20 protein-coding genes and 4 pseudogenes are annotated in these 25,567 nt (G+C 65.4%); 14 read left to right on the top strand and 10 right to left on the bottom strand.

Going from position 1 to position 25,567, the window contains the following annotated elements:
- Window positions 1–607: 607 nt before the first annotated feature.
- From POL72_RS14790 to POL72_RS14780, 3 genes and pseudogenes are all read right to left on the bottom strand, one after another.
- Window positions 608–1,630, bottom strand: a complete 1,023-nt coding sequence (locus POL72_RS14790; protein ID WP_272095867.1) for a radical SAM protein — start codon at window positions 1,628–1,630, stop codon at window positions 608–610.
- 134 nt (window positions 1,631–1,764) lie between these two features.
- A complete protein-coding gene (locus POL72_RS14785; protein WP_272095866.1) occupies window positions 1,765–2,067 on the bottom strand; it encodes a hypothetical protein in 303 nt (100 codons plus the stop codon).
- 719 nt (window positions 2,068–2,786) lie between these two features.
- Window positions 2,787–3,017, bottom strand: a pseudogene (locus tag POL72_RS14780) (transposase domain-containing protein); the annotation flags it as partial.
- A 777-nt stretch (window positions 3,018–3,794) separates the two neighbouring features.
- Here POL72_RS14780 and POL72_RS51685 point away from each other — a divergent pair.
- From POL72_RS51685 to POL72_RS14760, 5 genes are all read left to right on the top strand, one after another.
- Window positions 3,795–4,412, top strand: coding sequence for a DUF5372 family protein (locus tag POL72_RS51685; RefSeq protein ID WP_373372177.1), 618 nt, complete (start codon window positions 3,795–3,797; stop codon window positions 4,410–4,412).
- On the top strand, window positions 4,409–6,532 hold the full coding sequence (locus POL72_RS14775; RefSeq protein ID WP_272095864.1) for a recombinase family protein: 2,124 nt from the start codon (window positions 4,409–4,411) through the stop codon (window positions 6,530–6,532). The genes POL72_RS51685 and POL72_RS14775 overlap by 4 nt, the downstream gene beginning before the upstream one ends.
- 3 nt (window positions 6,533–6,535) lie before the next feature.
- Window positions 6,536–7,552 (top strand): group II intron reverse transcriptase/maturase, encoded by a 1,017-nt coding sequence (gene ltrA, locus POL72_RS14770; protein ID WP_272095955.1) that lies wholly within the window; start codon window positions 6,536–6,538, stop codon window positions 7,550–7,552.
- Window positions 7,553–7,709: 157 nt separating this feature from the next.
- Complete coding sequence (locus POL72_RS14765) at window positions 7,710–8,285, top strand: group II intron maturase-specific domain-containing protein (protein WP_272095863.1); 576 nt, start codon at window positions 7,710–7,712, stop codon at window positions 8,283–8,285.
- A gap of 1 nt (window position 8,286) precedes the next feature.
- On the top strand, window positions 8,287–8,673 hold the full coding sequence (locus POL72_RS14760; RefSeq protein WP_272095954.1) for an ATP-binding protein: 387 nt from the start codon (window positions 8,287–8,289) through the stop codon (window positions 8,671–8,673).
- A 44-nt stretch (window positions 8,674–8,717) separates the two neighbouring features.
- On the opposite strand, the gene POL72_RS51680 is transcribed toward POL72_RS14760, so the two are convergent.
- Together POL72_RS51680 and POL72_RS14745 are read right to left on the bottom strand one after the other, a co-directional pair.
- Window positions 8,718–9,440 carry a transposase gene (locus tag POL72_RS51680; protein ID WP_373372175.1) on the bottom strand — a complete coding sequence of 241 codons (723 nt, stop codon included), beginning with the start codon at window positions 9,438–9,440 and terminating at the stop codon, window positions 8,718–8,720.
- Window positions 9,441–9,706: 266 nt separating this feature from the next.
- On the bottom strand, window positions 9,707–11,107 hold the full coding sequence (locus POL72_RS14745) for a hypothetical protein (protein ID WP_272095862.1): 1,401 nt from the start codon (window positions 11,105–11,107) through the stop codon (window positions 9,707–9,709).
- A gap of 579 nt (window positions 11,108–11,686) precedes the next feature.
- Between POL72_RS14745 and tnpA the strand changes: the two genes are divergently transcribed.
- The 6 genes and pseudogenes from tnpA (at window position 11,687) to POL72_RS14720 (ending at window position 18,039) form a co-directional block, all read left to right on the top strand.
- Window positions 11,687–12,025: an IS66 family insertion sequence element accessory protein TnpA gene (gene tnpA / locus POL72_RS14740; protein ID WP_272095861.1), complete on the top strand. Its 339-nt coding sequence runs from the start codon at window positions 11,687–11,689 to the stop codon at window positions 12,023–12,025.
- Window positions 12,019–12,441 carry an IS66 family insertion sequence element accessory protein TnpB gene (gene tnpB / locus POL72_RS14735; protein ID WP_272095860.1) on the top strand — a complete coding sequence of 141 codons (423 nt, stop codon included), beginning with the start codon at window positions 12,019–12,021 and terminating at the stop codon, window positions 12,439–12,441. The genes tnpA and tnpB overlap by 7 nt, the downstream gene beginning before the upstream one ends.
- A complete protein-coding gene (tnpC, locus tag POL72_RS14730; protein ID WP_272095859.1) occupies window positions 12,438–14,102 on the top strand; it encodes an IS66 family transposase in 1,665 nt (554 codons plus the stop codon). The genes tnpB and tnpC overlap by 4 nt, the downstream gene beginning before the upstream one ends.
- A 245-nt stretch (window positions 14,103–14,347) precedes the next feature.
- Window positions 14,348–14,635 (top strand): annotated as a pseudogene (locus tag POL72_RS14725) (transposase); the annotation flags it as partial.
- Window positions 14,636–15,370: 735 nt separating this feature from the next.
- A complete protein-coding gene (locus POL72_RS52235; protein ID WP_506377471.1) occupies window positions 15,371–15,880 on the top strand; it encodes a DUF5372 family protein in 510 nt (169 codons plus the stop codon).
- Window positions 15,877–18,039: a recombinase family protein gene (locus POL72_RS14720; RefSeq protein WP_272095858.1), complete on the top strand. Its 2,163-nt coding sequence runs from the start codon at window positions 15,877–15,879 to the stop codon at window positions 18,037–18,039. Before POL72_RS52235 ends, POL72_RS14720 begins: the two co-directional genes overlap by 4 nt.
- Before the next feature lie 890 nt (window positions 18,040–18,929).
- On the opposite strand, the gene POL72_RS14715 is transcribed toward POL72_RS14720, so the two are convergent.
- Together POL72_RS14715 and POL72_RS14710 are read right to left on the bottom strand one after the other, a co-directional pair.
- Window positions 18,930–19,118, bottom strand: coding sequence for a hypothetical protein (locus POL72_RS14715; RefSeq protein WP_272095857.1), 189 nt, complete (start codon window positions 19,116–19,118; stop codon window positions 18,930–18,932).
- A gap of 480 nt (window positions 19,119–19,598) precedes the next feature.
- Window positions 19,599–19,757: a hypothetical protein gene (locus POL72_RS14710; protein WP_272095856.1), complete on the bottom strand. Its 159-nt coding sequence runs from the start codon at window positions 19,755–19,757 to the stop codon at window positions 19,599–19,601.
- Window positions 19,758–19,887: 130 nt separating this feature from the next.
- On the opposite strand from POL72_RS14710, the pseudogene POL72_RS14705 reads away from it, so the two are divergent.
- A pseudogene (locus tag POL72_RS14705) lies at window positions 19,888–20,121 on the top strand (transposase domain-containing protein); the annotation flags it as partial.
- A gap of 611 nt (window positions 20,122–20,732) precedes the next feature.
- A pseudogene (locus POL72_RS14700) lies at window positions 20,733–21,143 on the top strand (transposase); the annotation flags it as partial.
- Window positions 21,144–21,187: 44 nt separating this feature from the next.
- Here POL72_RS14700 and POL72_RS14695 read toward each other — a convergent pair.
- The 3 genes from POL72_RS14695 to POL72_RS14685 all read right to left on the bottom strand — a co-directional run bounded on the left by POL72_RS14695 (window position 21,188) and on the right by POL72_RS14685 (window position 25,105).
- Entirely contained in the window at window positions 21,188–22,885 is a 1,698-nt protein-coding gene (locus tag POL72_RS14695; protein ID WP_272095854.1) for a hypothetical protein, read from the bottom strand.
- Window positions 22,886–23,733: 848 nt separating this feature from the next.
- Window positions 23,734–24,363: a JAB domain-containing protein gene (locus POL72_RS14690; protein WP_272095852.1), complete on the bottom strand. Its 630-nt coding sequence runs from the start codon at window positions 24,361–24,363 to the stop codon at window positions 23,734–23,736.
- Between the two features lie 91 nt (window positions 24,364–24,454).
- Complete coding sequence (locus tag POL72_RS14685; protein ID WP_272095952.1) at window positions 24,455–25,105, bottom strand: sigma-70 family RNA polymerase sigma factor; 651 nt, start codon at window positions 25,103–25,105, stop codon at window positions 24,455–24,457.
- Between the two features lie 164 nt (window positions 25,106–25,269).
- On the opposite strand from POL72_RS14685, the gene POL72_RS14680 reads away from it, so the two are divergent.
- The gene (locus tag POL72_RS14680) at window positions 25,270–25,536 is read left to right on the top strand and encodes a helix-turn-helix domain-containing protein (RefSeq protein WP_272095851.1); all 267 of its coding nucleotides are present in this window, start codon (window positions 25,270–25,272) and stop codon (window positions 25,534–25,536) included.
- Window positions 25,537–25,567: the final 31 nt, after the last annotated feature.

Below are 25,567 nucleotides of genomic sequence, written 5' to 3'. Positions count from 1 at the left end.
CCCGATCGGGGGGCTTTCCGCGGCGTCGATCACGAGGCCGACCGCCAGGCTGAGCCGAGATGAACCGTCGGGCTGGGGCCGCGCTCTCCACTCGATCCTCCACGCACGCTGGGTCATGGATCCCCGCCATCCTTTCGGGGACCCCCTCACGACCCCAGCCCGTTGACGGGAGCGACCCATCCGCAGCCTCATTCCCACCCTTCCCGGAATTCCTGCGGATCTTGAAAACACGCCGGTGCAGCACCAGCCTCAGCAGGTTTTCATGCTTTGCGTTCGCAGGATGTCGATCGCAAATGTGCGGCGCAAGAGCTCGGCCCACGGCCGATAGCCGCCACGCTTGCGTTTCGGAGCGGCGCCATCGTCCGCCTTGGTAGGCTCTTCTGGCTTTGCAGGGCGCGGTCCGATGCGCTTGCGCCATGGACTCGCCGAGGCGAGCACGCCCGCGTACTTGACGGTGTGAAAGCGCGGCGGCGGGACGCTGGCCGCGGCTGCTCGTTCCCCCCTCGCGAGGCGCTACCATGGTGGCCGTATCAGCCAACGCGCCCTTGGTCGGCGATCCTCGCGAGAGCAGGTTGACCTGGCAGGACGTAGAGCACGATTCCGCTTCTCACCTCACGACAGGAAGTCGACGCCCACTCCGGGCCAGACCCGTAGCGGGATTTCCGCGTAAACTGCGCCACGGGCAGGCGAGGTCATCTTCTCGTCCGGACTGCAACCCTATGAGCCACGGAACGAAGCGCTCCAGCTGCACATCGATCGAGCCATCGGCGAGCAGCCGTCCGACCGCGTTGCCGGGTTCCTCAAGCGCAACGGTACACTTACCGATTGCGCCGTTGGGGCGGATCAAGAAGGAGTTCGCGCGTGACGCGTAGCAGACCTCGTGCCCAACCGGCTCGTGGACCTGTCGCCGGTTCCGGACCTTCGCAGCGAGCGCCGCTCGCATCGCCATTTGACGCTCGTATGGGATGCGCTCAATCTGATGGTTGTGCGGCCCGCCCAATGGCTCGATGGCCTTAAAGTAGAACTGAAACCGAACGTCGCCACCGAGGTCGCGGTCGAGTCGCTCGATTAGCGGGTCGAGGGCCTCGTGGGTCTGTGGCGAGAAATGCACGCGCACGATGATCTGGATCGCCAGGTCGCTCGCCCGTAACGCCAGCAGGTGCTGGTAAATGCGCGCAAAAGTAGGCTCGCCGCTTCGGCTTCGACGGATCGCGTTGTGCAAGTCCTCGTCGCCGTCGAGGCTGATCTGGTACTCTCGTACGCCCAACGCCGTCAGCTCGGTTGCTGTGGCTAGATCGAGGAAGTAGCCATTGGTCGTCATGTTGGCGCGGTATTGAAGCGAGGGGCGCTCGGAGGCGAGCCCGTAGAAGAAAGACGCAAGGTCAAGCACGACACCCTTGGCCAGCAGCGGTTCGCCACCGAACCAACTGATCGTTAGTTCGTCGAGCTCGTCAACACGATCGCGTACCAGCTTCCGGATGGCCTCGGTGACCGTGGGGGTCATCTGGCCGAGCAGGAACTGCTCGTAGCAGTACGTGCAACGGAAGTTGCACTGCTCAGTCGGCAACAGGATGAGGTGCAGCCGTCGCGGGCTGAGGGAGCTGAGGACCCGAGGATCATCGATAATCATCGATTATTCGTCTCCGTCTGGATGCCGCGCGACTATCATGACCGGAGTCTCACCCCTTGCTGTGGCGGGATCTCACCCCCTGCCACGGCACGGAGATCGCGATTCTCCTGAGACACTGAGCGAGCGCCATCGGACTAACATCTATAGCCGCAGACGCTATTGGTCCCCATGATATCCCTCCACGGCTGCCCCGCCGCCGCCTGACCGGCGAGCTTCTGACTGAGCGCGTTCGTACAATTGCTGTTCTTCACCACGACGCGCCCACGCTTATCGATGCTGAGGTCCGATAGATAAACCTTGGCGTCGGCCTGATCGCCCAAGCAACGCACGGACTCACCCGCATTTTGAACCAATGCGTTCGCCAGGAGGTTGTTGTCCAACACGGCTTCGCCGGCGTTGATTTGACTTTCGGCAGCCGCAATCTGGATGGTGCCCATTACGCCTCTCCTTGATTGTGTTGTCGTTATACTCGCTCGACTCGACAACAAGGGCTTATGCTACTCCGTCGCGTTCCGCGTGGCAAGGGAGGTCAGTCGCATACGCATGCGCCGCCCCGGACGATGGAAACACGCAGGACATTGCGCCCCTCGACTACGTCTACGAGCTCTCTCGGCAGTCAGTTATACGGCGGTCACAGCCAGGGCGGGCGGGGCCGCGCTGCCGACGACGCGACCGCCGAGCAGGAGCAGTGGGAGCGGGCGCTCTCGGCCCCTACCAGCCCTGCGCGACCTTACCGGCCATGAGCGTGCCGCGAGACGGCTCCGCACCCGCGCCGCGGCCGGCCATCCCCGACGACGACCCAGTCTGGCAGGCCGTTGCCGTTCTGCGAGCGCCCATCTACGACGAACCGGTGACGGACGAGGAGCGCGCGGCGATGCAGGATGGTGAGGACTGGCCGGGAATCCCCGGTGAGGTGATGACAGCCGAGCTCCGGAGACGGGCGGAGGACGAAGCCGCCGGGGCAGAGTTCGGCGAGTTGGTGCGCGGTAACCACCCGGCCATCGCCATGGGCACGGCCCCTTGCGGCTCTCGCCGGGGTGGGAGATGCTGGACGCGGCGCGGCGTCGGCCGACGAGTCGGCGCGGGCACAGGCGGTCCTGAAAGACGGCCCGGGGAGGCGGCATCCACCTGCGTCGCTGGCCGAGGCTCGCGTTGTTCAGATCGCGTCGGCGTCGCCGGCGCTCGGAGTAACGCGCGACGATTTCGCCCAGGCGTCGGGCAGCAACTCGTCCAGCCGGTCGCGCGGCCAGCCCGCCTGCAACTTGCCGATGACGTCTGTCGCCCAGGCGAGCGGGTTGACTCCGTGCATCCGACACGAGCCGAAGATCGTGTAGCCGACGGCCAGGCGCTGAGCACCCTTGTCGGAGCCCGCGAATAGATAGTTCTTTGTGCGCCAGGACAAGCCTGGTTGAGGAGGAAGCCATGTGAACGAGCGGAAACCTCATTCGAGACCCAGCGGGCGTGCAACGCCCGCCCGGTAGAGCAGACCAGCAGCCGGAAGCGAGTCTTGCGTGGATCGAGGGTGACCTCGGCTGCGAAGCGTAGACAGCAAGGGAGCGGGCCGTGGGATTGAGCCCCGAAAGGACTATTGGTGCGGGGGCCGACGCCGTAAAGAAGGCGGAAGGCAGCATCGACGGACAGGAGATGGTCGAGTCCGTTGACCCCGCCGGGGTCGGAGACCAGGGCACGCGAACCAAGGGTCTTCCAGGAACCTGGGAGGCCTCTCGTCATCCGTCGTCGGAGACGGTCGGGGACCCGTCCAAGCAATCCCCAGGCTCTTTCGCGGAGCGCTCGCGCGATCGAGAGCGAATACGAGGCGCAGCGACGGTACCGGCAAGCGAAGGAAACGAAGCGCGCCGGGAGGTGGCGAGAGGCGTCGGAGCGCCTCATAGTACCGACGAAGCGGGGGAACCGAGCCGCAAGAACCCCGCGGAGGGAAGGGGGCGCCGCGACGAGGAACCGGTGCAGGGCACGATGGCGGGGACTCCGTGCCCCAGCACCATCTCCCCAAAACTGCGCCGGGTAGCAGAGATGGCGCGGGTCTATCGCGGGCGACCGCTCACGACGCTCGCCCACCACATCGACATGGAGTGGATGCGTGAGGCGTTTCGCCGCACGCGGAAGGACGGGGCCACGGGGATCGACGGCCAAACGGCCGCGGAGTATGCGCAGGCCCTGGAGGGCAACCTCCAGGACCTGCTCCTCCGGGCCAAGGCCGGGACCTACCGAGCGCCGCCCGTCCGGCGCGTCCGCATCCCGAAGAGCGATGGGTTGCAGACGCGGCCTATCGGGATCCCGACACCATCGACAAACTGCGCCACGTGCAGCACCCCCTTCGGACTACGTCACCGTCACGCTGCCCATCCACCCTCTGAAGGGACAGCGGCTTCCTGTGGTCTCGTCCGTGCGAGGCCAGGATGGGCGGCGGTACGTCGACGCCGAGCATCCGCAGGGCTGGACGATCCGGCTTCCCATCGAGTGGACCGATCGAGCTGGTCCAGGGGTGACCCCGCGGTGGCACGGCCGCGAAGTCCGTCTGGATGCTCGCGGTTTGCTTGAGCTCGCTCGCGCCGTGAGGACCGCCCTGGACCTCCACCGAGAGGAGCCCAATACACAGACAGTGGCATCCGCCAAAGCGAGCCAACCCGCCCATGCATCGGCCGAAGACCCCTCCGTGGTCGACGCTCCCCGCAACAATGCAGCGAGATCTGCTGGGCGCGTGGGCCACGCTCGTCCTCAAGATCCTCCGCGTCGAGCCCACACCCGTCGAGGCCGGCCATGAGCGACAAGATCCAGCCGCAGCATCTGGAGCGTCGTGCGATCGTCTACATGCGCCAGTCCACGCTCCGCCAAGTCTACGAGCATCCTGAGTCTACGTCCCGGCAATACGCGCTGCAACAGCGTGCGATCGCGCTTGGCTGGCCTGCCGACCGTATCGACGTGATCGACGAGGACGTTGGTCAGAGCGCCACAAGCGCCCAGTGGCGCACCGGCTTCCAGCGGCTGGCCGATGATGTAGCGCACGGACGCATCGGCGCCATTTTCGCGCTGGAAGTCTCACGGCTCGCCCGCTGCTCTGCGGACTGGTACCGGCTGCTCGACTTGTGCGGTTTCGCCGATGTGATTCTCGCTGATGAGCACAGCGTCTACACTCCACGCGATTCCAACGATCGGCTGCTCCTTGGACTTAAGGGTACGATGAGCGAGGCAGAGCAAATGTGGATGCGCTTGCGACTGCACGGCGGAAAGCTCAGCAAGGCGCGTCGCGGAGAGCTCTTTCTTCACGCTGCAACCGGCTATGAATGGGATGAAGCTGCGTGCCGCTTCCGATTCGATCCGGACGAGCACATCCAGCGTGCTGTCCGCCTCGTCTTCGAACGCTTCCGCCTCGATGGGAGCGCCTACGCTGTGATGCGGTACTTCGCCGACCGTGGACTCAAGATGCCGGCGCGCAGCATCGCGACACGCGAGCTAAGCTGGGTGCCTCCGCGGCATAGTACGATCCTTCGCATGCTTCATAATCCGACGTACGCCGGTGCGTACGTCTTTGGTCGACATGAGGAACGCATCGCCCTTGTTGACGGTCAACTGCGTCGCCGCCGCGTGACCCGTCTGACGCAAGAGGCATGGAAGACATGCATTCGCGATCGCCATCCGGCCTACATTCCATGGGAGGAATTCATGGCCAACCAACGAAAGCTGCATAACAACCGGACCCATCAAACATCGCCGGATCAGCACGGGGCCGCTCGTGAAGGACCGGCCTTGCTCCAAGGCCTCGCGTTGTGTGGCAAGTGTGGTCACCGCATGGCCACGAATTATCAAGGCACGCTGCGACGCGCACACTATGAATGCCGAGCCCCGATCACATATGCCGGCGGTCGGCATGTGTGCTGGACCGTTTCGGCGCGGGCCATCGATGAGGCGGTCGCGAGGCTCTTTCTGGAGGCGGCCCATCCGCCTGATATCGAAATTGGTCTGGCTGTCGTCCGCGAAGCAGAGCGACAGTCAAGCGAGGTGAACCGCCAGTGGAAGCTGCGACTGGAGCGGGCGCGGTATGAGGCGCGGCTGGCGGAGCGTCGGTATAAGGCAGTCGACCCGGACAATCGCGTCGTCGCGCGCACGCTTGAACGCGATTGGAATGAAAAGCTTCGCGAGGTCGAGGCGTTGGAACGAGAGCACCAGGAGATCTGCCGACGCGAAAAGGTCAATATCACCGACGAGGACCGTCTCCGCATCTTGTCGCTTACCAGAGACCTCACTCAGGTCTGGAACGCGCCATCCACCACGCACGCCGAGCGGAAGAATCTTCTCCGCATGCTCGTCCAGCAAGTGACCTTGAGCCCCATCGAGGTTCCTGCGCGCATGACCCGCGTGCAACTGCTCTGGAAGACGGGCGTGGTCAGCGACTTCACCGTTCCGCGACGCAGCAAGGACATGGCTGTGGCAACGCCTCCCGAAGCGATCGAGCTTATCCAAGAGCTTGTCTTTGCTCAGAAGCCCGACTGGGTGATCGCCGATGAGCTCAACCGTCGCGGCCTGCGCACGGGACGCAGCGCGCGGTGGAGCGCGATGTCTGTCCGCTGGATCCGCTGGCGCCGCGGCCTGCGGCGCCCGGGCCTCCCGCCCCCCTCCGTACGTCGGCCGGACCAGCGCGCCGACGGCCTGTATTCCATCCACGGCGTCGCTGCGCGCTTTCAGGTCACCGAGCACGTCGTGCGCTACTGGGTCGCAAAAGGCTGGCTGAAAAGCGTCGAGGGGGGCGGCCTCGGTCGCACTTTGTGGTTCAAGCTCGACCGGGCAACGATCAAACGTCTGAACGAGGCCAAGGCCTGCGGCTACGGCCCGCGACCGCGAAGACATTCCCAAACCCGCGTGCAGGAGAAGAAGCAGTATGCGTAGGGCATCCCCACGGTTGGGGACCGCGTGGCGCAGACGGTCGTAAAGATGGTCCTCGAGCCGCTCGTGGAGCCTGTGTTCCACCCGGATTCGTATGGCTATCGGCCCGGCCGGTCGGCGCTCGACGCGGTGGCGGTGGCGAGGAAGCGATGCTGGGACGCCGACTGGATCATCGACCTCGACATCAAAGGCTTCTTTGATGCGCTGGTCCACGAACTGGTCGAGCGCTCCGTGGCGCACCACACGGACAACCCCTGGATCCGGCTGTACATCGCCCGGTGGCTCCGTGCCCCCGTGCAGAAGCCGGATGGCACGGTGGAGCAGCGTACGAGAGGCACGCCGCAAGGCGGGGTCGTCAGTCCGCTGCTGGCCAATCAGTTCCTGCACTATGCGTTCGATCATTGGATGCGGAGGACCTTCCCGAGCGTCCTGTTCGAGCGGTACGCGGACGATGTTATCGTCCATTGCAGAAGCGAGCGGCAGGCCCGCATGGTGCTGGAGGCCATCCGTCGTCGGTTCGAGCAATGCGGTCTGGAGCTTCATCCTACGAAGACCCGGATCGTATACTGCAAGGACGACGATCGGCGCGGGGAGTACGAGCACGTTGCGTTCGACTTCCTGGGCTACACCTTCCAACCTCGACGGGCGAAGAATCGCTGGGGGAAGTACTTCGTGAGCTTCCTGCCAGCGATGAGTACCAAGGCCGCCAAGGCGATCCGCAAGATCATCCGTGAATGGCGGATGGCGTCGACCAGGAACAACCAGCGCCTGGAAGACCTCGCGCAGCTCGCCAACCCGGTGGTGCGGGGCTGGATGAACTACTACGGGCGGTTCTACCGCTCGAAGTGCGTCCAAGTCCTTCGGCATCTCAACGAGGCCCTCGCAGCATGGGCGCGACGGAAGTACAAGCGGCTGCGACGTCGAGAGCGCGCGTCGGTGCACTGGCTGGGGCGCATCGCGCGGCGGGAGCCGAACCTGTTCGTCCTGTGGAAGCTCGGCGTCCGGCCGGAGGCTGGGTCGTAGGAGCCGGATGAGGCGAGAGTCTCACGTCCGGTTCTGAGAGGGCCCGGGGGTGCGATCCCCCCGGGCTACTCGACTCGTGATCCTTGTCCGCGGCAGTCGGGAGCAGGCGGAGGCCATCCGAGACGAAGCAGCTCGTATTCTTCGAGACGAGCTGAAGATGGAGCTGTCCCCGGAGAAGACTCTCGTCACGCATGTCGACGAGGGTTTCGACTTCCTCGGCCACCGTATTCGCCGGGTGCCGTGGAAGGGCAAGCTCGTGGGTTGGACCTACCCGAGCAAGAAGAGCCTAGAGGCGATCAAACACAAGGTGAGAAGCCTTACGACCCGCTCGACCACCTACCTGGCCCTGAAGGAGGTCCTGTATGCCCTTAACCCTGTGTTAAGGGGCTGGGCCACGTACTTCCGCTACGACGCGAGCAAGCGCACGCTGGCCTACGTCGATTACTTCGCCTGGTGGCGCGTCTTCCGGTGGCTGCGGAAGAAGCACCCCAAGCGAACGTGGAAGTATCTCAAGGGCCGGTATTGTGGTGGGGGCTGGACGCTTCAGGAGGGAGGGCTCGAGCTCTTCCGGCCGTCGCGCGTGAGGGTGGAGCGATACCGCTATCGCGGCACACGTATTCTCCTGCCGTGGATGGATCCGGATGAGCTGGGCAACGTCGGCCGCTTCGCGAACAGCGCGTACGACGATCCTTCCTCCCTCGGGGCGCTCCAGGAGGATCTCGCCGTGACCTGACCTGGCATCGGGTGCTTGTGGAAAGCCGGATGCGCGGAGACGTGCACGTCCGGTTTGGCGGGCGGGAGGGGGAAACGGAGCCGGGGAGACCCGGCCACCGCGCCCCCTCCCGACCCGACATCTCTCCTACGACGGCCGCTACGCCGACCTGCTGTTCGAGGTCGTCACTCGTCGCTACGACGCGCAGAAGCCGATCCTGCTCAGCACGAACAAGGCCTTCTCCGACTGGGGCCAGGTCTTCCCGCACGCCGCCTGCGTCGTCACGCTCGTCGACCGGCTCGTGCACCGGGCCGAGGTGATCGAGATCGAGGCCGAGAGCTACCGGCTCAAGGAAGCCAAGGAGCTGAGCGCCTCCCGCATCAAGCAGCGCCGCGCCAAGAAGCACTGAGCCGCCTCTTCACCGGTGAACTTCACCGGCGTCGGATGCGGGTTTCACCGGTGAACTTCACCGAACCCCCGCGGATTGCCGCGATCATCAACACCTGGCTTTGCCGGCCCGCCCAGCGCCTCCAGCGCGGCCTTGCGCCACTCGGCCAGCTGCGCCTCGTGCAGCCCCTCGCGGCGGAGGAACTCCCCCAGCTCCCGCTCAGAGAGCGCAGCGGCTTCCGTCACCGCGCGCAGCTTCTGCTCCGGGGTCCAGTCCTCCGGGCGGCGAGCGGCGGCAGGAGGCGGGGGCGCGGAGCGGCGAGCGTCGTCGGACATGGGCGCGAGGCTACGAGCATCGCGAAGCCAGCGCGAGAGCGTCGTCTGATGCACCCCCGTCTCGACGGACAGCGCCACCGCCGTCGGTCCTCCTGGGGCCAGCAGCCGTTGGACGATTTTTCTTTTGAAGGATTCTGAGTACTCTCTCACCTCAAAGCCTGTCTCCGCTCCCCGAACGCATCGCGCCCGGTTATCGGCGGCGAACCGCCCGAACCGGAGCACGCGCGTCTTGTCGGGGTGCAGTTCCAACGAGAACTTCCGCAATCGCTCGCGGAGTTCGACGAGGAACCGAGTGGCGTCCGACTCCGACTGGGACCCCACGAAAAAATCATCGGCATAGCGCACAACGATCACGTCGCTCTGCGCATGCCGACGCCTCCACTGCTGGATCCAGAGGTCGAAGACGTAGTGCAAGTAGATGTCCGCCAGCAGGGCGATCGAATTCGAATTCAAGACCTACGTGACCGCGCGCGCGGCATAGCGAGACTGTCCGCGGAACCGGAGGAGGACCACTCGCGTGCCTACGCATCGCCGGCCGCGTTGCCGCAACCGTCGCAAGGCTCGCTACCGGCTGAGCCGGCTCACCCTTCGCCGGGCGGGGATCGCACCCGCTGGACGATGAACCGAATTTCATGAGTTATCGCACCACACATTCCTTTCGGACCAGCCTCGCCTGGTCGCACTACGCGAGCCGCATCCCTCCTGGAAGGGGGCGACCCTCAGGGGCGTACGGTGGGGCGGGCGATAACACGGTGAACATCAGCGGGATCTTTCCAGACGTCCCAATGCTCGCAACCGCGAACATACCAGAGCACGTGGCAGGCCGGGCGCGGGTCCGAGTGTTCCCATTGATGTGGAGAGTACATGAGTGTTCCGTCGCTCACTTCGCCTCGGCCAAGAAAGAGATGATCGACGCGCAGCCATGAAGGTGTACCTTTGCTCCAATAGCCGATGAAAACGATCACGTCGCGATAGCGTTCGTTAGTACGATCGGGAACCGTGATCCATTGACTCAGGCGACGGTACTGGTTCCGCGGTGTGTAATCACCCGATTGCGCGCCGAACCTAAGCTCACCGATGATCGAATTATCTGATGCGAACCGGAGGCCGAAATAGCCTTCAGTGAGATCAGAAGAGCCTTCAAAGTAGCCCGTGAGGCGATATGTTTTGTTGGTCTCGACGCGCACCTTGCGGGTAATTGCGTTCCAGTTCCGACCGCTCGATACGAGCCAGCCATTGCGCCGCCCGAACATGGCGAGTTCGCCGGAGTCGACGCCCTTGGGGTCGGGACCCTCAAGCATCCACTGTCGCAGGTCCGGGTAGCTCTCAAAGTCGCCGACGAACGCAAGCTCATTCAGGGCGACGAACGCCCTGTGGACCTTGGAGATGCAGTTCCTGTTGTGATCGAATCCGTTCCACAAACTGGGTGACTCGCACTCCCAATACTTCACGATAACGGCGCTGCCACTGCCCATTCCGCAAGCGCCGCGCCAGTACGGCTGCGCGTAAGATGAGCCGTGGAAGTCCGCGTTAAACTGCGACCGCCAGATGTAATCGCCAAAAGGCGTTAACACCTCCTGATGAATGGACACGCAGTCGTTGTCGCGAAAAACACGCGTGCGGCCGAAGCCCTCCTTGCATTCACCACCATCACACCTTGATCCATCCCAGCAGCGTGGCGGCTCAGGTAGGCAGCACATCTGTCCGCGTGCGCCACACCAGCTTTCTCGGCAGATGCCGTCGACGCAGCGAAGCGTGGAGTGGCACATGCCGTCCATGCAGGGACGATTGACCCGGCCGCGCGTGTCCGAAAGATCGATGCCACCATCCGATCCGCAGGAGACTTCATCCTTGCATTCGCATTCGCATCGAACAGTACGAATGTCACTATCATACGCACAACGGCGCTCTGTGCCGGCGGGGCAACCGCTCAAGCTGATTCCCCCGAGCGTTGCTTCGCCCGCGGAGCTGTGGGAGTAAAATTCGACTATTGTCCGGGATGAATCCTGCTTGGGTCGTTGTTGAACCATTTTAGTGATAGATTTATCAACACCGCCGCATGCTGTCACCGATGCTCCGAACACGAATCCAACCACGCGGATCGCCCACCCTCTGGCCATCGGGAGCCTCCATTCGTTAATGGAAACGTGCTTGCGGGAGTCGTCTGCGTCAAGCCAAGAGAGACGTGTCTTTGCGATAGATGATACATGTTGAGGCAGAAGACCCGGAATATACTTGAATCTTCGCCCGGCCTGAGATCGGATCAATTTTTGTGGGATCCCCTGGATTTGCCGCGGAGGCATCCAAAGCTTGACATGTCTGGGAATCGCAGTTCCCATTCCACAAAAATGCGACTATGCCGCTCGACCACGAATGTCTGAGCTGGAAAAATCGAATCCTGAAGCTGCCAGTCGCGGAGCACGCACGCCTCGAGATACGCTTCTGGAAGGATGAGGGAAAGGAAAACGATTCGAGGAGGTCAAGATCGAAGCGCCGCTCGTCTAAGCTGACAAAGATTCCTTATGCGATCCGACCTCTCTCAGGAAACCGGTGCTATATCAATAGCTTATCCACGCATCGAAGGGGCCCGCCTTCACTCGACTGCCTGCGGGCGATGTGCCGTAACCACCCGACCAACGCCATCGTGACCAGCCCGTCGGGGCCGGTTACCAGTCCCCATCGCGACGAAGGAGGAAGCGATGGCGACGAGGGTGGAGTGGGCCGATCGGGTGGAGCGATGGGAGCGCAGCGGGCTGAGCGCGGAGAAGTTCGCGCGGCGCGAAGGGTACAAGCCGAAGCAGCTCTACTGGTGGCGTTGGAAGCTGCGCGCTGACCGGCCCTCGCACCCCTCGCCCTCGTCGTTGACCGAAGCACCGCGCTTTCTGCCGGTCCACGTGGTGACGGACGCATCGGTCGCCGCGCCGGAGCCGATCGAGATCGCCTTACCCAACGGGCGGGTGGTGCGGGTCCGGCCGGGGTTCGACCCGGCCACGCTCGAGCGGGTACTGGCGCTCGCGGCCGAGGAGACGCCGTGCTGACGCTGCCGCCGTCGGTGCGCGTGTACGTCGCCGCCGAGCCCACGGACCTGCGCAAGAGCTTTGATGGGCTGTCGGCCTTGGTCTCCCAGCGCTTCGGAGCCGACCCACTCTGTGGGCATCTGTTCGTGTTCAGGAATCGGCGAGGTGACCAGATGCGCGTTTTGTTCTGGGACCGAACTGGCTACATGATCGTGGCGAAAAAATTGGCCCGCGGACGATTCCATCTCGCCCGCGACCTGCCCAAGGGGACCACCCACGTCGAGGTCGAGGCGGCCGAGCTGTCGCTGATGCTCGAAGGGCTCGACCTGTCCCAGGCCGTACGGCGCAAGCGTTGGCGGCCTGGCGTGAGAAAAATTGCTCCGTCGAAGCAAAGCTTGATGGATGCGCGCGGGATAGCTATCTCGCGCGCCACGTGACCAGTCCTCTTCAGTCCCAGGCACAACTGCCGGCCGATCTGGCGGACGTGCGGCGCAAGCTCGAGCAGCTGGCGGCCGCCGGGCAGATCCCGGAGCTCATCGAGCTGGTGCTCGGGCTGCTGGTCCAGCTGCGTGACAAGAACACCGCGCTCTCGGCGAGGCTCGCGAGCGCGCTGCGCGACCTGTACGGCCGCAAGAGCCAGCAGGTCTCCACCGAGCAGCTGATGCTGATGTTCGCCGAGCTCGGGGCGGAAGCGCCGCCGGGGGCGGCGGGCTCGGAGCTCGGCGCGGACGCTCCGCCGCAGCCGGAGCAGGGGCTGGTGCCGCAGCCCCCTGAGCCGCCGAAGCCGCCGCGAGGACGGGGCGGGCGCGCGCCGCTTCCCGAGCACCTGCCGCGTGAGACGCGTGTGGTGCCCGTCCCCCAGGCTGAGCGGACGTGCCCGCAGTGCGGCGCGGACAAGCAGTGCATCGGCCATCGTACGAGCGAAGTGCTCGAGTTCGTTCCGGCGCAGTTCAAGATCATCGAGGAGCAGCGGGAGAAGCTCGCCTGCCCGCGCTGCCCGGAGCAGGGCGTCACGACGGCCGATAGCGAGAAGGTGATGGATCGAGGCCGTCCGGGACCGGGGCTGCTCGCCAGCATCCTTGTCGAGAAGTTCGAGGACGCGATGCCGCTGTATCGGCAGTCGCAGCAATACGCTCGCTTCGGCGTGTCGCTGTCCCCGTCGACCCTGGGCGACTGGTCGGCCTTCGCGCTCGACGTGCTCGCTCCGGTGGCTGAGCGGATCGAGGAGCGGGTGCTGGGCTCGTTCTACCTGCGCGCCGACGACACGGGGATGCGGGTGCTCGACCGCGATCATCCGGCGGGGGTGAAGCGAGGCCACATCTGGGCCTTCGTCGGGGCGGGTCTCGTGGCGTTCCTGTACGCACCGGACTGGAAGGCGAAGCATCCAGCCGCGCTGCTGCAGGGCTTCACCGGCTACTTGCAGGGTGATGGATACGCGGGCTATGGCGCGATGCTGCGCGGAGGCGAAGACGGCGAGATGATCGTGCCCGAGGAGCGTCGGCTCGGTTGCGGGATGCACATCCGCGCCAAGTTCGAGAAGGCGGCCAAGGGCGGCGACACGCGGGCCGCGGTGGCGCTCTCGTACTTCAAGGCCATCTACCGAATCGAGGCAGCTTGCAAGGAGGAGGCGCTGTCCACGGAGGCGCGCCTGACGCGCCGGCAGGAGCGGTCGCTCCCCGTTGTGGACGAGCTCTATCAGTGGATTCACGAGCTGCACCTTCGGCTCGTACCAGGCACGCCGCTCTGCATCGCTACCCAGTACGCCATCAACCAGGAGGCTACGTGGCGGCGCTGCTTCACGGATGGCCACTTCGAGATCGACAACGGCGAAGTGGAACGGCAGCTAAGGCGTGTGGCGCTGGGAAGAAAGAACTATTTGTTTGCGGGCTCGGACAAGGGGGCTGAGCGCCTGGCCATTGGCTATACGATCTTCGGCTCGTGTCGGATGCACGGAGTCAACCCGCTCGCCTGGGCGACGGACGTGATCGGCAAGTTGCAGGCGGGCTGGCCACGCGGTCGGCTCGACGAACTGCTGCCCGACGCATGGGCGAAATCGCCGCGCGCCGCTCCGGTCGCCGGCGACGCCGACGCGACCTGAACAACGCAAGCCTCGGTCGGCGACGCAGGCGGAGACCGCCTCGCCGGGCCGTCTTTCAGGACCGCCTGTGCCCGGGCCGAGGCGTGGGCCGACGCCGCCCCGCGCCCAGCATCGTCGACCCCGGCGAGAGCCGCAAGGGGGCGTGCCCATGGCGATGGCCGGGCGCTTACGATGTGCCGGCGGCGCCGTTGGACCGGTCCCCCCGTGGGAGGCGTTCGATCACCTTCCATCCGAGCGGGCGCAAGCCGCAAGGCATGTGCCTGGACAAAGGGTACAATTACGCTGAAGTCTCGGCACTGCTGAAGGAGTTCGGGTTCACGGCACACATTCGCTCGCGCGGCAAGGAGACGCGCGACATCAAGAAGGAGGCAGGCCGCAGGGCCCGCCGATGGGTCGTCGAGCGTTCCCATAGCTGGATGAATCGCTTTCGAGGGATCCTCATTCGGTGGTCGAAGCGCGCGGACAGCTACCTCGCCCTGCTGCACCTCGCCTGCGGGGTCATCACCTGGCGCGCGGCCGGCCTACTGGGATAAACTCTTAGGTCGACGCCGGCGCGGCCACAAGGGCTTCGCACGGCACCAGGAAAGCTCGTCCGATCCGTAGAATTTCTGGGCGTATGTTCGGGGAACGATCATATTGGTCTCTTGACCACCCCGTATCGTGACGGCATATCTCTCCGTGAGAAATCAACGTGTTCAACGCGCAATATATGTAAAAGTGGCGACAATATGAACATTTCAAGGAGCATCAGGGGAACCTCGAAAGGTACTTTTGCAATTCTCAGTGGACTCGCACTTGTTCCCGCATCGCCCAACAATGATGCACGTGCGACAATAGTGCGCGACTGCACGGATTATTAATGCCTTGATCCTCTCGCTGGCTCCACGACACCGATCAATATCGGCAATTTCTATGCGCTCGCTGAATGCTCCAATTGGCGTCCCGGCAGCTGCCGGATCGCCGCCAGAGACCGTGCACACGCGTGCATGGCAGCCCATTGGGCGAGCGCCTCTTCGCCCTTCGTACCTCCCGAGTGCAACGAGGATAGAGGTATTAGGTCCTATCAGATTAGCAACCTCGACGCGGAACTCCGGCGCGCAGCGTGCAGCGCATACCGTCCTGGCAGCTATCGTTTCAAGTTGGCGGCAGTCACAGCAGGAATGGAGTATTGTTTCCAAAATACTCTGCTCTCCGACGCGTACGACATCGTGTGCCAATAAATAACTGTCACATGTCGGCCGGTGGCGCGCACCGAGGCGCTAGTATAAATGCTGAAGCCTCCATGCTTGGGAACGAACCGGCAGACTACAACAGCCTCTATAAGCGGTTCGAACTTCATCACGATTACTCTTCCGATCCATCCGTACGCGGGCCAGCACTTACGCGTGCGAAGACAAGTTAGCGGCACTTGCCAAACGCCCGGACACACGCATGTCGAGGTCGACGATCCAGAGGGCCGGCCTCTACAGGTACCCATCGAATGGACTGACCGTGCGCCTCCAGGTGCTCTGCCCGGCGGCCCGTGTTCCAAGGCGTGTGTGGCTGGAGCTCAGCTTCTCGCTCTAAGGAAGCTAGTGGACGCATGGACAGAAGATCAGGATCCTCCCTCCAGCAAGCGGCACACGTCGCGGCATAATCCTAGCGGCCCCGAGGTGCCCCAGTCCGATGCAGTGGCGCGACCTCAACGACGAAGCGCAGCAGCAGCTGGTCCGGCAGCTCGCCACGGCATTGCTTCAGATGCTGCGCGTGGGCGCCCCCGCGACAGAGGTAAGCCATGATCGACAAGATTCAAGCCGTCCACCGTCAACGTCTTGCCGTGGTCTACCTGCGCCAGTCGACGCTACGTCAGGTGCTCGACCATCCGGAATCGGCGCGCCGGCAGTACGCTCTGCGCGACCGCGCCATCCAGCTGGGCTGGCCCAAGTCAGCCGTGGAGATCATCGATGAAGATCTGGGACAGAGCGGCGCCGACAGCGCTCGGAGACACGGCTTTCAGCGACTCAGTGAGCAGGTGGCGCAGGGACGTGTCGGCGCAATCTTCGTTCTCGAAGTATCGCGTTTATCGCGCTCCTCGGCCGACTGGCATCGCCTGCTGGACCTGTGCGGTGTTGCCGACGTCGTTCTCGTCGACGAGCAGGCGGTATACCACCCCGCAGATCCCAATGATCGACTACTGCTCGGCATCAAGGGCACGATGTCCGAGGCCGAGCGCGGGTGGATTCAGCTGCGACTCCGTGGTGCGCGCGTCAGCAAGGCGCGTCGTGGGGACTACCGCCTGACGACCCCTGCAGGCTATGTGTGGGATCGAGCCACGAGTCGGCTGCGGCTTGACCCTGATGAGGAGGTGCAGCATGCCATCCGGCTCGTCTTTGACCGATTTCGAATCGAACGCAGTGCTTACGGAGTGACGCGTTATTTCATACAGCATGGTCTGCGGCTCCCTGCGCGCAGCACTGACGGTACGACCGCGCGATGGTCGGCGCCGCGGAGCAGTCGGATAATCAGCATGCTCCATAACCCAACCTACGCCGGGGCCTATGTCTACGGCCGGCGTGGACCGAACGTCGAGATGGTGGATGGAAGGATGGTGCGCCGTTTGAAGCGCATTTCGCCAGATGCTTGGCATATCCTTATTCGGGACCACCACCCAGCGTACATCCGATGGGAAGATTTTGTTGAGAACCAGCGCATCCTCCAGAACAATCGGCTCAACGTCCCGACGCCCGAGCATCACGGCGCCGCCCGGGAGGGTGAGGCACTGCTACAGGGTTTGGTCCTATGTGGTCGTTGCGGCCACCGGATGCACATTACCTACAACGGTACCCCACGGCGGGCGCGGTACTGCTGCGCGAGCCCGCTGCAGCAGGGGCGAGAAACGCAGCGCTGCTGGACAGTTGCAGCAGGAGCCATTGACAAGTCAGTTTCCGAGCTGGTCCTCAATGCACTTACGCCCGAAGCTATCGCGCTCGGTATGGCGGTGGCCGGTGAGACGGAGCGCCAAGCTGCGGACCTCGATCGTCAATGGACACTTCGGTTGGAGCAGGCTCGCTACGAGGCGCAGATGGCTGAGCGAAGGTACAAGGCTGTCGAGCCAGAGCATCGCACCGTGGCCAGGACGCTCGAGCGAGAGTGGGACGCCAAGCTCCGCGAAGTCGAACGCTTGGAGCGTGAATATGGCGAGGTGCGCACGCGAGACAAGATTAGTCTGACGACAGCCGACCGCGCACATATCGCAAATCTGAGCCGTGATGTGCCGCGGATTTGGAACGCCTCCACCACCACGATGGCACAGCGCAAGGCGATGCTGCGGACGATGGTGAGCGAGGTTTGCCTAACTCCAATTCGTTCACCGGACGGCGGCACGCATATCCGGTTGCTCTGGCAGACCGGGGCCACCAGCGAGTTCGCCGTGCCGCGTCAGCTCCCGGGGCAACATACCAGCCAAGAGGCTGTAACGATGATCCGCCGCATGGTGGCGCGCATGATGCGAGCTGGGCAGATCGCTGCCGCGCTCAACGGAGCGCAGATCCCCACCGCAACCGGATGCTCATGGACTCCGGCCACAGTTCACTCCTACTGCCGCTATCATGGGATTCGGTGGCCACGCCCCTTGCCCACGTCCGTACCCCAGCCCGAACGCCGCGCCGATGGTGCTTACTCGATCCGCGGGGTCGCTCGGCGCCTGCGCGTGACGGCGTCGGAGGTGCGCTACTGGAGCAAGTGCGGCTGGATCACAAGTATCGACGGCGGCGGTCGTGGTCGGGCTCTGTGGTTCCACCTCGACCCGGCCACACTCGTGCACCTGAGGCAAGTGCGCAAAGACCATGTACGGCCCCGCCGGCGACCGCCCCAAACAGGAGCGCGCGGGCGGACTGAGCGCCATCGCCCACGGCGGCGTGCGTTCACCAACCGCGACGCGAACGGAGGTGCATTATGAAGGCTCGTTTGGCGCTCCAGCGGCTTCTGTGGACCTAACTGTGGGACGTGACTGCTCGAACGCCAAGGTCAGCGCGAGGCTCTCGGGCGCTTCGCCGACGCGCATCAGTCCGCCACGCTCAGCAGCAGGCCTTCACGACCACCAGACCACGACAACGTGAGCTCCCGAAATCCTGCACGGTGAGAACAGTCTGGAAGTTGTGGGGGAGCTGCTTGCCACGACAGCGAAGTGTCCTATTTATATAAACATAAACGTAGTCGGTTCGCAACGCGAGAGTCAGCGCCGTCCGCCCACGGTGGGCCACGGTGGGGACGAGTAGCGCGCCCTCACGCAGAATTGAGGAGAGGGCTATGAAAATGCACAGAATGAGCATTTTTGCTCTATTCACCGTTATGTCCGGATTGACCGGTTGCTCCGTTGAAACCGGGGACGATGCCAAAGAGGAGCCAGCAGGGGTACTGGCCACAGAAGAGCCAGCAGGGGTACTGGACGACGAGGCGGCCGGTGCCGCACCAGAGGCCAGGCCCATCAGGATGGAGGAGACCGGAGTTGGAAATGCCGCGCTGTTTGCTGAAGACCGCTCGGCTCCGGATGCCCCCTTAGACGTTCGTGGTTCCGCGAATGGATCGGCAGGGGCTCTAGCTGGGACCGAGGAGCGAAACCTCTCGCTCAACGAAGATCCGCTTGCCACCAACGCAGCTTGCAATTATTGGGATGCGTTGCTGTGCGTGGGCGCAATGGCGGCGTGCGGAACTGCCTGTGCTACGGGCGTGGGGGCCCCTCTCTGCGTGAGTTGCCTGGGCAGCACACTGGCCTGGGTTTGCTCCTGTCGGTGATTATCGCGTCCCGCGTCCGATCGGTGAATACCGCGGCCCCGTGATCGCTGGCGTTCACCGTTCACCGCCGGCACCCACGTCCGCTCGTGGGACCGAGGCCAGCAGATCGAGCAGCCCGAGCAAATTTAGCGCCTCGTCGACCAGAAGCGCCGCGCCCGCGAGCACCGCGGCCGCGATCGCCTCGCCCGCGCTACCCGCAGCAGCCAGGCATTCCTCCGCAGTTCGTGCAGTCACAGTGATCACAGGAAGGAGCCGGAGGCACGTCGACCGCCACCGTCGATGGCGCGCGCGGTCTTCCATATTGCGTTAACGCACGCGCTCGCGGCCGGACAGGGGCTGGGTAGTTTCAGCTCCTCGACGGGCTCGGAAAGGGGTATCCGTGCTGTAGACCCCATTCTCGCCGGGTGTGGGCAGACGCCGTAGATTCGCGGCGCGATGCGAGAGCGAGAGCGGCCTACGGAGAAGCGTGGCGGTGACCGGCAGCGAGCGGAAGGCGTGATGGCCCCCGGCGCCGCGGCCAGCGTGGTGGTCCGCCGGCGCACGACGAAGCCGAGGGCGGCCGATGCTCCGACGAAGCCGGCGTTGCCGAGGCCGAGAAGGTGCCGGACGCCACGCCTCGACAGGGGGAGCGTCGATGAGGTCGTGCCAGCACGCCCAAGCCGGCGAGCCGCACGCCCGGCGGCCGGCGAGGGGGCGGCAGTGGCCGACGAGGGGGAGCCGCGGTCAGCTGGGCGTCGCAGCCGGCGCGCCGCGGGGCCACGGACTGGCCGCGAGCCGCTGCCGAGCATCGGCGTGCTCGAGGGTCTGCTTCCAGGACTTGGGAGCGAGCTCAATGAAACTCTCGGGCGGCCAAGTGGGCAGCAGGATGAGCACGTCGCGCAAGTAAGCCCAGGGCTCGATGCCGTGCAGCGCACAGGAGGCGATGAGCGAGAGGATGGTGGCATTCCACTCGGCGCCGTCGTTGCTGCCGACGAAAATCCAGTTCTTTCTTTTATGTGGAGCTCCACATAACAGGAAAAACTACTTGTTCGCGGGCTCCGACAAGGGAGCTAAGCGCCTGGCCATCGGCTATACGATCTTCGGCTCGTGTCGGATACACGGAGCCAACCCGCTCACCTGGGCGACGGACGTAATCGGCAAGTTGCAGGCGGGCTGGCCGCGCGAGCGGCTGCACGAACTGCTGCCCGACGCCTGGGCGAGCTCGTCGCGCGCTGCTCCGACCACCGGCGACGCCGACGCGACCTGAACAACGCAGACCTCGGCGCGACGCGGGCGGAGGCCGCCTCGGCGGGCACCGTTCCAGGCCCGGCCCTGTGCTCGCCCCGGGCCGTGGGCCGACGCCGCCCCGCGTTCAGTCTCGTCGACCCTGACGAGCGCCGCAACGGGCCGCGCCCGTGGCCATGGTCGGGCGGTTACGAGTACACCTCCCTCTGCGGCTGTTTACCGTGGAGAGTTGATGTGCTAGCTTTGCTTTTGGCTATGCCGACCCGTCGCGACAAAACGTACTCCACGGTGGTTGCCTGGGTACGGTCCGATCCGCGCGTGCGCGCCCCGCTCAGCCGCTCTCTCAGCCTAGATTTCGCTCCCAGGGGGACCGAGTTGCCGAGAACGAGGTGCGCGCGGCGCCTCGGTGCGAAACCGAGAGCTCGATTACAATCTGGAAGCACCCGGCGCGGCACGAGGACACACGTCCCCGTTCCCCCGCCGATCGCCAAGGACATCCAGCATCAGGGGCGACGCCTCGTTGAGCTGCACATCGATCGCGCCTACGTGAACAGTCCCGTCGTGGACGATGTAATCCGCGATGACGGCCAGGTGTTCTCGAAGCCGTGGGGGCAGCGGGCTCGCAGACCTGACATGTTCAGCAAGCGCGACTTCAAGATCGACCTGCGCGCCAAGACAATCACGTGTCCCGCGGGCCAGGTCGAAATGTTCGAGCCGGGCGACACGGTCGAGTTCGATCCCGAGGAGTGTGGTGCGTGCCCCCTCCGAGCCAAATGCACCCAAGCCGCGTCGGGACGAGGGCGGACCGTATCCATAGCCGAGGACGAAGCTTTGCAGAGCAAGTTCCGGAAGCTGCAGCAGACCGGGCCAGGACGCGCCGTGCTCCGGCAGCGGATCCCTGTGGAGCATGCCCTCGCCCACATCGCGGCGCGCAAAGGACACAGCGCGCGCTACATCGGCGCCAGGAGAAACCTGTTCGACCTCCGGCGCGCAGCAGCGATCCAGAATCTCGAGTCTGCCCAGCGGCTGATGGAGGCGGCGTAACCTATTGGAATGAGACGGTTTTCAATATGATTGGCGCTCTAGTACTACAGCCGTACTTGCGGCCCATCTGCGGCTGTAGACGGCAAACGGACAGGGATTTCTCGACGATTTCGATGCCTACAGCCGCACCTCGGACCAAGTACGGCTGTAGTACTAGTGGGGGTCCTCGCATCTCGCATGTGTTCCTCGGAAGGCATGCCTGCATTGGCACAGACGATCGGACGCCCGTTCGTCAAGACGATATACTCGAAGCCCCCAGGGCCGCTCGCAACCCATGCAGGTGCGTGTCCCCAGAGCGCCAAGAGTCCGGCGCCTCGCTCAATTGCCATTTCTGCGCGCTTGGCTACGGGATGACTGATGTAAGACCGGCCGCGGTCCTTGTCGATCACTTCTTCCACACGGAGCCACTGCTTATCGGAAGTCTGGCGGTAGGCCGTATACCCGCGCTTCGTCAGCTTCACCGGAAACGGTCCCGGATCCATGACCCACCGCTGGAACGACCCATCCTCCGCCGGCCCTGGCAGCGACACCCGCTCCGGCTCCGGCACGAGCCCTTCTGTCACCCCCTTCAGCACCTCCGCGTCCGCCGCCACCCCCTCGAACCGCTTCAACACCTCCCCTTCCAGCAACCCCCGGACCGTCACGACCTTCGACCCCGTCGGCGCCGCTTTCTCCACTTCCCGCAGCACCTGCGCCGCCCCCTCCACCAGCGCCCGCTCGATCTCCGCCTCCGATGCGACCCCTTCCACCCAGACATCCCGTGCCAGGACGTGCAGGTGATCTATCTGCGTGATTCCCGGTGCGCCGTCCCCGAGCCACCCCCATCGCTCCCGCGCAATCGCCGGCAACCGCTGCTCCACAGCCGCCTTCCGGAACACCTGCTCCCCCGCCTCGACCTGCGCGAATGCCTGCTCCGCCTCCCCCGCCGAAAGCAGTGCTTCCTCCGCGGCCCGCAGTTCCGGCCACGCCCCCGCGTCCAGCACCACGGCTGCCCCCAGCGGCCGAGACGACACCACGGGCCGATACCGCTCCCGCATCTCCCCGAAGCGCACCTCCGCCATCACCACCCCCTCCACCCCCGCCGGCAACACCGGCGGCGACGTCCCTGCCGCGAGGATCCCCGCACCCTCCGCGCTCTCCGCCCCGACCACGAAGATCCGCGTCCCGCCCTCCCGCGCCCGGTTCGCATACACCACCGGCCGCCCGTAGCCGTAGATCCCCTCTTCCCCGTTGGACGCGAAGTGCCCCACACTCAGCATCGGCGTCAGGGACGGCACCGCAAACAGCGAGCAGTGGTCGAAACGCGGCCCGACCTTCGGCGCCACGTCTCCGTCGCGCAGCTTGAGGAAGTCGAGGCAGATGAGGACCCCGAGCCGTTCCTCCCCGATCAGCACCGGCTCCCACGCCGACCCGAGCCGGAGATCCGGCTCCCACTGCGAGGCGCTGAGTTTGAGCACCGCCGCAACCGCGCGCCCGCCCCGCAGCACCGGCGCCACCGCCGATCCGATCGTTGGCTTGGGCGTGAACGCGAGCTTTTCGTAGAGGCCCGACTTGCGCACCCCCTCGGGCGTCACGGTGTGCGTGCCCGCGATAACGGTCATGCGCTCGCCCGCGGCCTCGGCCACCGCGGGCAAGAGCGCGAGCGGCACGGCATACTCGGGCAGCACCAGCAGATCGATCGCGAGGCCGGCCGCGAAGCGGACGACGGCCTTGAGGCGGGGGCGATAGGCGATAAGATACACCTTCTCGATGCGCTCGCGGAGCTGCCGCAGAAGGCGCTCACCCTCGGGGGTGTTGGCGCGCAGGGCCGAAAGGCTGGCGCCTTCTCATGTGCCGGTGGGCTCGCGGAGGGGTTGCTGGCCGTTTCCTTCGAAAGCGGGGTGGTAGTGGAGCTGAGCTGCAGCGAGGCGGAGGGTGGGCATGCGCGTCTCGGTGCCGCCAGGGTAGCGATCTTAGACGACTGTGTCTCCGTGGCGCACCGCCTCACGTCGCGGGCGCTGGGCGGGGGAGGCCCGCAAGGAGGGCAGCTCGGCTGCCCCCACCCACCATCGGCGGCGCCCTCGGGCTGATCATCTCCGGACCTCTTCGACGATTCACCGGCACCACACCGTGCTGGCCGCGAGCGGCGTGATCGTGATCCTGGTGCGACGAGGGGCATGTGACGTCGCGGCGCGCTCGCTCCGTGCGCGGAGTGCTCGCCGGCGCGCCCGTCCCAGTGCTGGGGGAGGTGCCGGCGGAACTGAGTGGCCGCTTACAACTGGGCAGGCCAGATCGCGGCGCACTCGCCCCGGCGCGTGGAGCGCTCGCCAGCCTACCTGTCCCCGGGCTCGGCGAGGTGCTGGCGGTAACTGGATCCGTCGATGATGAGGGGCAGGTCCGTTCCCATCGCGCTCGCCTTCAACGGCAGCATGGCTCCGCGGCGGGCAACTTGCGGGTTTCGGTTGCTGGAGGATTCACGGGAGATGTTGTACCGCGTGGCTCGGAAGTTGCCCGGGGGTCCGCCCCCCATCCGTGAGGAGATGCCGGCGACAACGGCAATTGCCGACGTGTGTTGGCGTCACGCAGGCCCGGCCGCAGCCCCGGACCGGCGTCAGCGCCGGAACACGGAGGAGAAGCGCCCGGCAGGCGTGACGATGACGTGATCGGCGAGGGGTACCCCGAGCAGGTGCGCGGCGTGCTCCACAGCGTTGGTCAGGAACACGTCCTCGTCGGTGGGCTTCGGGTCGCCGCTTGGATGGTTGTGACAGAGCACGAACGAGGTGGCGGTCATCTCGAGCGAGGCACGCAGCACATCCGTCTGCTGGACGACGGTGCTGATGAGTCCGCCGCGCGAGAGCATGCGGACGCCGCGCACGCCGTGGTGTACGTCGAGCGCCGCCATCCAGAGCTCCTCGTGCACGAGGTGGGCGAGCATGGGTTCGAAGAAGCGGGCGATGTCTCGCGGCGAGCGCAAGCGCCTCGGGCGGCGCGTGCGCGCGGCGTGCACGCGCCGCCCGAGCTCCAGGGCGGCCAGCAGCCGCAGCGCGTCTTCGGGCGCAAGCTCGGTCCGCTGCGCGACCGCGTAGGGCGTCAGGTGCCCGAGTTCCAGCAGGCCGTGCATGGCGAGCACGCGCGAGGCCGCACCGGGCAGGCCGAGCACCAAGTCGACGAGCGTGGCCTCTGGGGCGGTGGGCACGTCGACGAGCGTGGCGGCAGGGGGGCTCTCGGCCGCCTCGCTCATGACGCCCCCTTGGCGGGCGCTAAGCGCGGCGGGTCGAGGGCCGGGAGGAGATCCGCGAGCGCCTTCATGCAGGCGCTCTGCACGGCGCGGCTCATCGCGACCACCTCCGGCAGCGAGCGAGGGAGCGGGCGAACAGGCGCCGCGCCAGACGGAGCCGCGTAGCCACCGTCGGCCTTGGGATTGCGAGGGATTCGGCGATCTCGAGCATCGTCAGGCCGGTGGCGGTGAGCGCCAAGACCTCGCGAAGCTCAGGGCGGAGGCGGTTGAAGGCACGAAGCAAACCGCGCGCGACGAGGCGCTCCTCCGGAGAGGGGGTGGCGAACGCGGAGAGACGCTGAAGATCGAGCGGGGATGCTTCGTGCCGGCGGTAGGCCTTGTCTCGGTAGTGCGAAGCCTGTCGCGAGGCGACACCGGCGAGCCAGGTGCGGAGGGCGTCGGCGGGAGCAAGAGCCGGGGGCGGGCGGAAGCGGCCGGCGCGCATGCTGCGCCACGCGCCGAGGACGGTGTCCTGCGTGACGTCGTCGAGATCGGCGGGGAGAACGCCGCGGGCGCGGAGGGTGCTGCGGATGAGCGGACGCTGTTCGAGGAGCGCGGTGGCTTCGAGGTAGACGGCGGGGTGAGATGGCTGGTGCCGGCCTCTAGGCAGACCGGCGAGCCGGCTGCAAGCAGCTGGACGGGGGCGGCGGCGGGAGGACGGATCGATCTCTTGGCCCCGTTCAGGGCGTGGACGTACTGTTTCCATGTCGGACCTCGTGCAAGCGGGGTTCGGCCACGCTGCCCGGACGGTTGGCGCCGTCGCGGGCAGCACTTGCGTCTGGGAAGCTTAGGTGGTGCAGGAGGGCACGGCAATAGAAATGCGCTGTATGCCGCGTCATTTCAGATTGGACAGGAGGCCACACCTTCGCCATGCCTGATGCTCGACTGGAGGAGGTGCTCGGCTTCATCGCGGCCAACGTCCGTCGGATCCGCCTGAAGCGCGGCATGACGCAGCAAGAGCTTGCCGAAGCAGCTGGGATCGCCCTCCGCTTCCTCCAGGAGATCGAGCGCGCCAAGACCAACGTCGGGGTGGCAGTCCTCGTGAAGCTGGCCGACGTGCTCCGCGTGCCGCCTGGGGTGCTGTTCCGCCGGCGGGAACTGCCGGAGGTGAAGCGCGGCCGGCCGAAGAAAGGGTAGTTGCCTGGCGGAGGTTAGGTCACGGCAGGCT

Source organism: Sorangium aterium (genome assembly GCF_028368935.1).
Lineage (GTDB): Bacteria > Myxococcota_A > Polyangia > Polyangiales > Polyangiaceae > Sorangium > Sorangium atrum.
The sequence above is the reverse complement of the archived record's forward strand: the minus strand, read 5'-3'. Positions and strand labels throughout refer to the sequence as shown.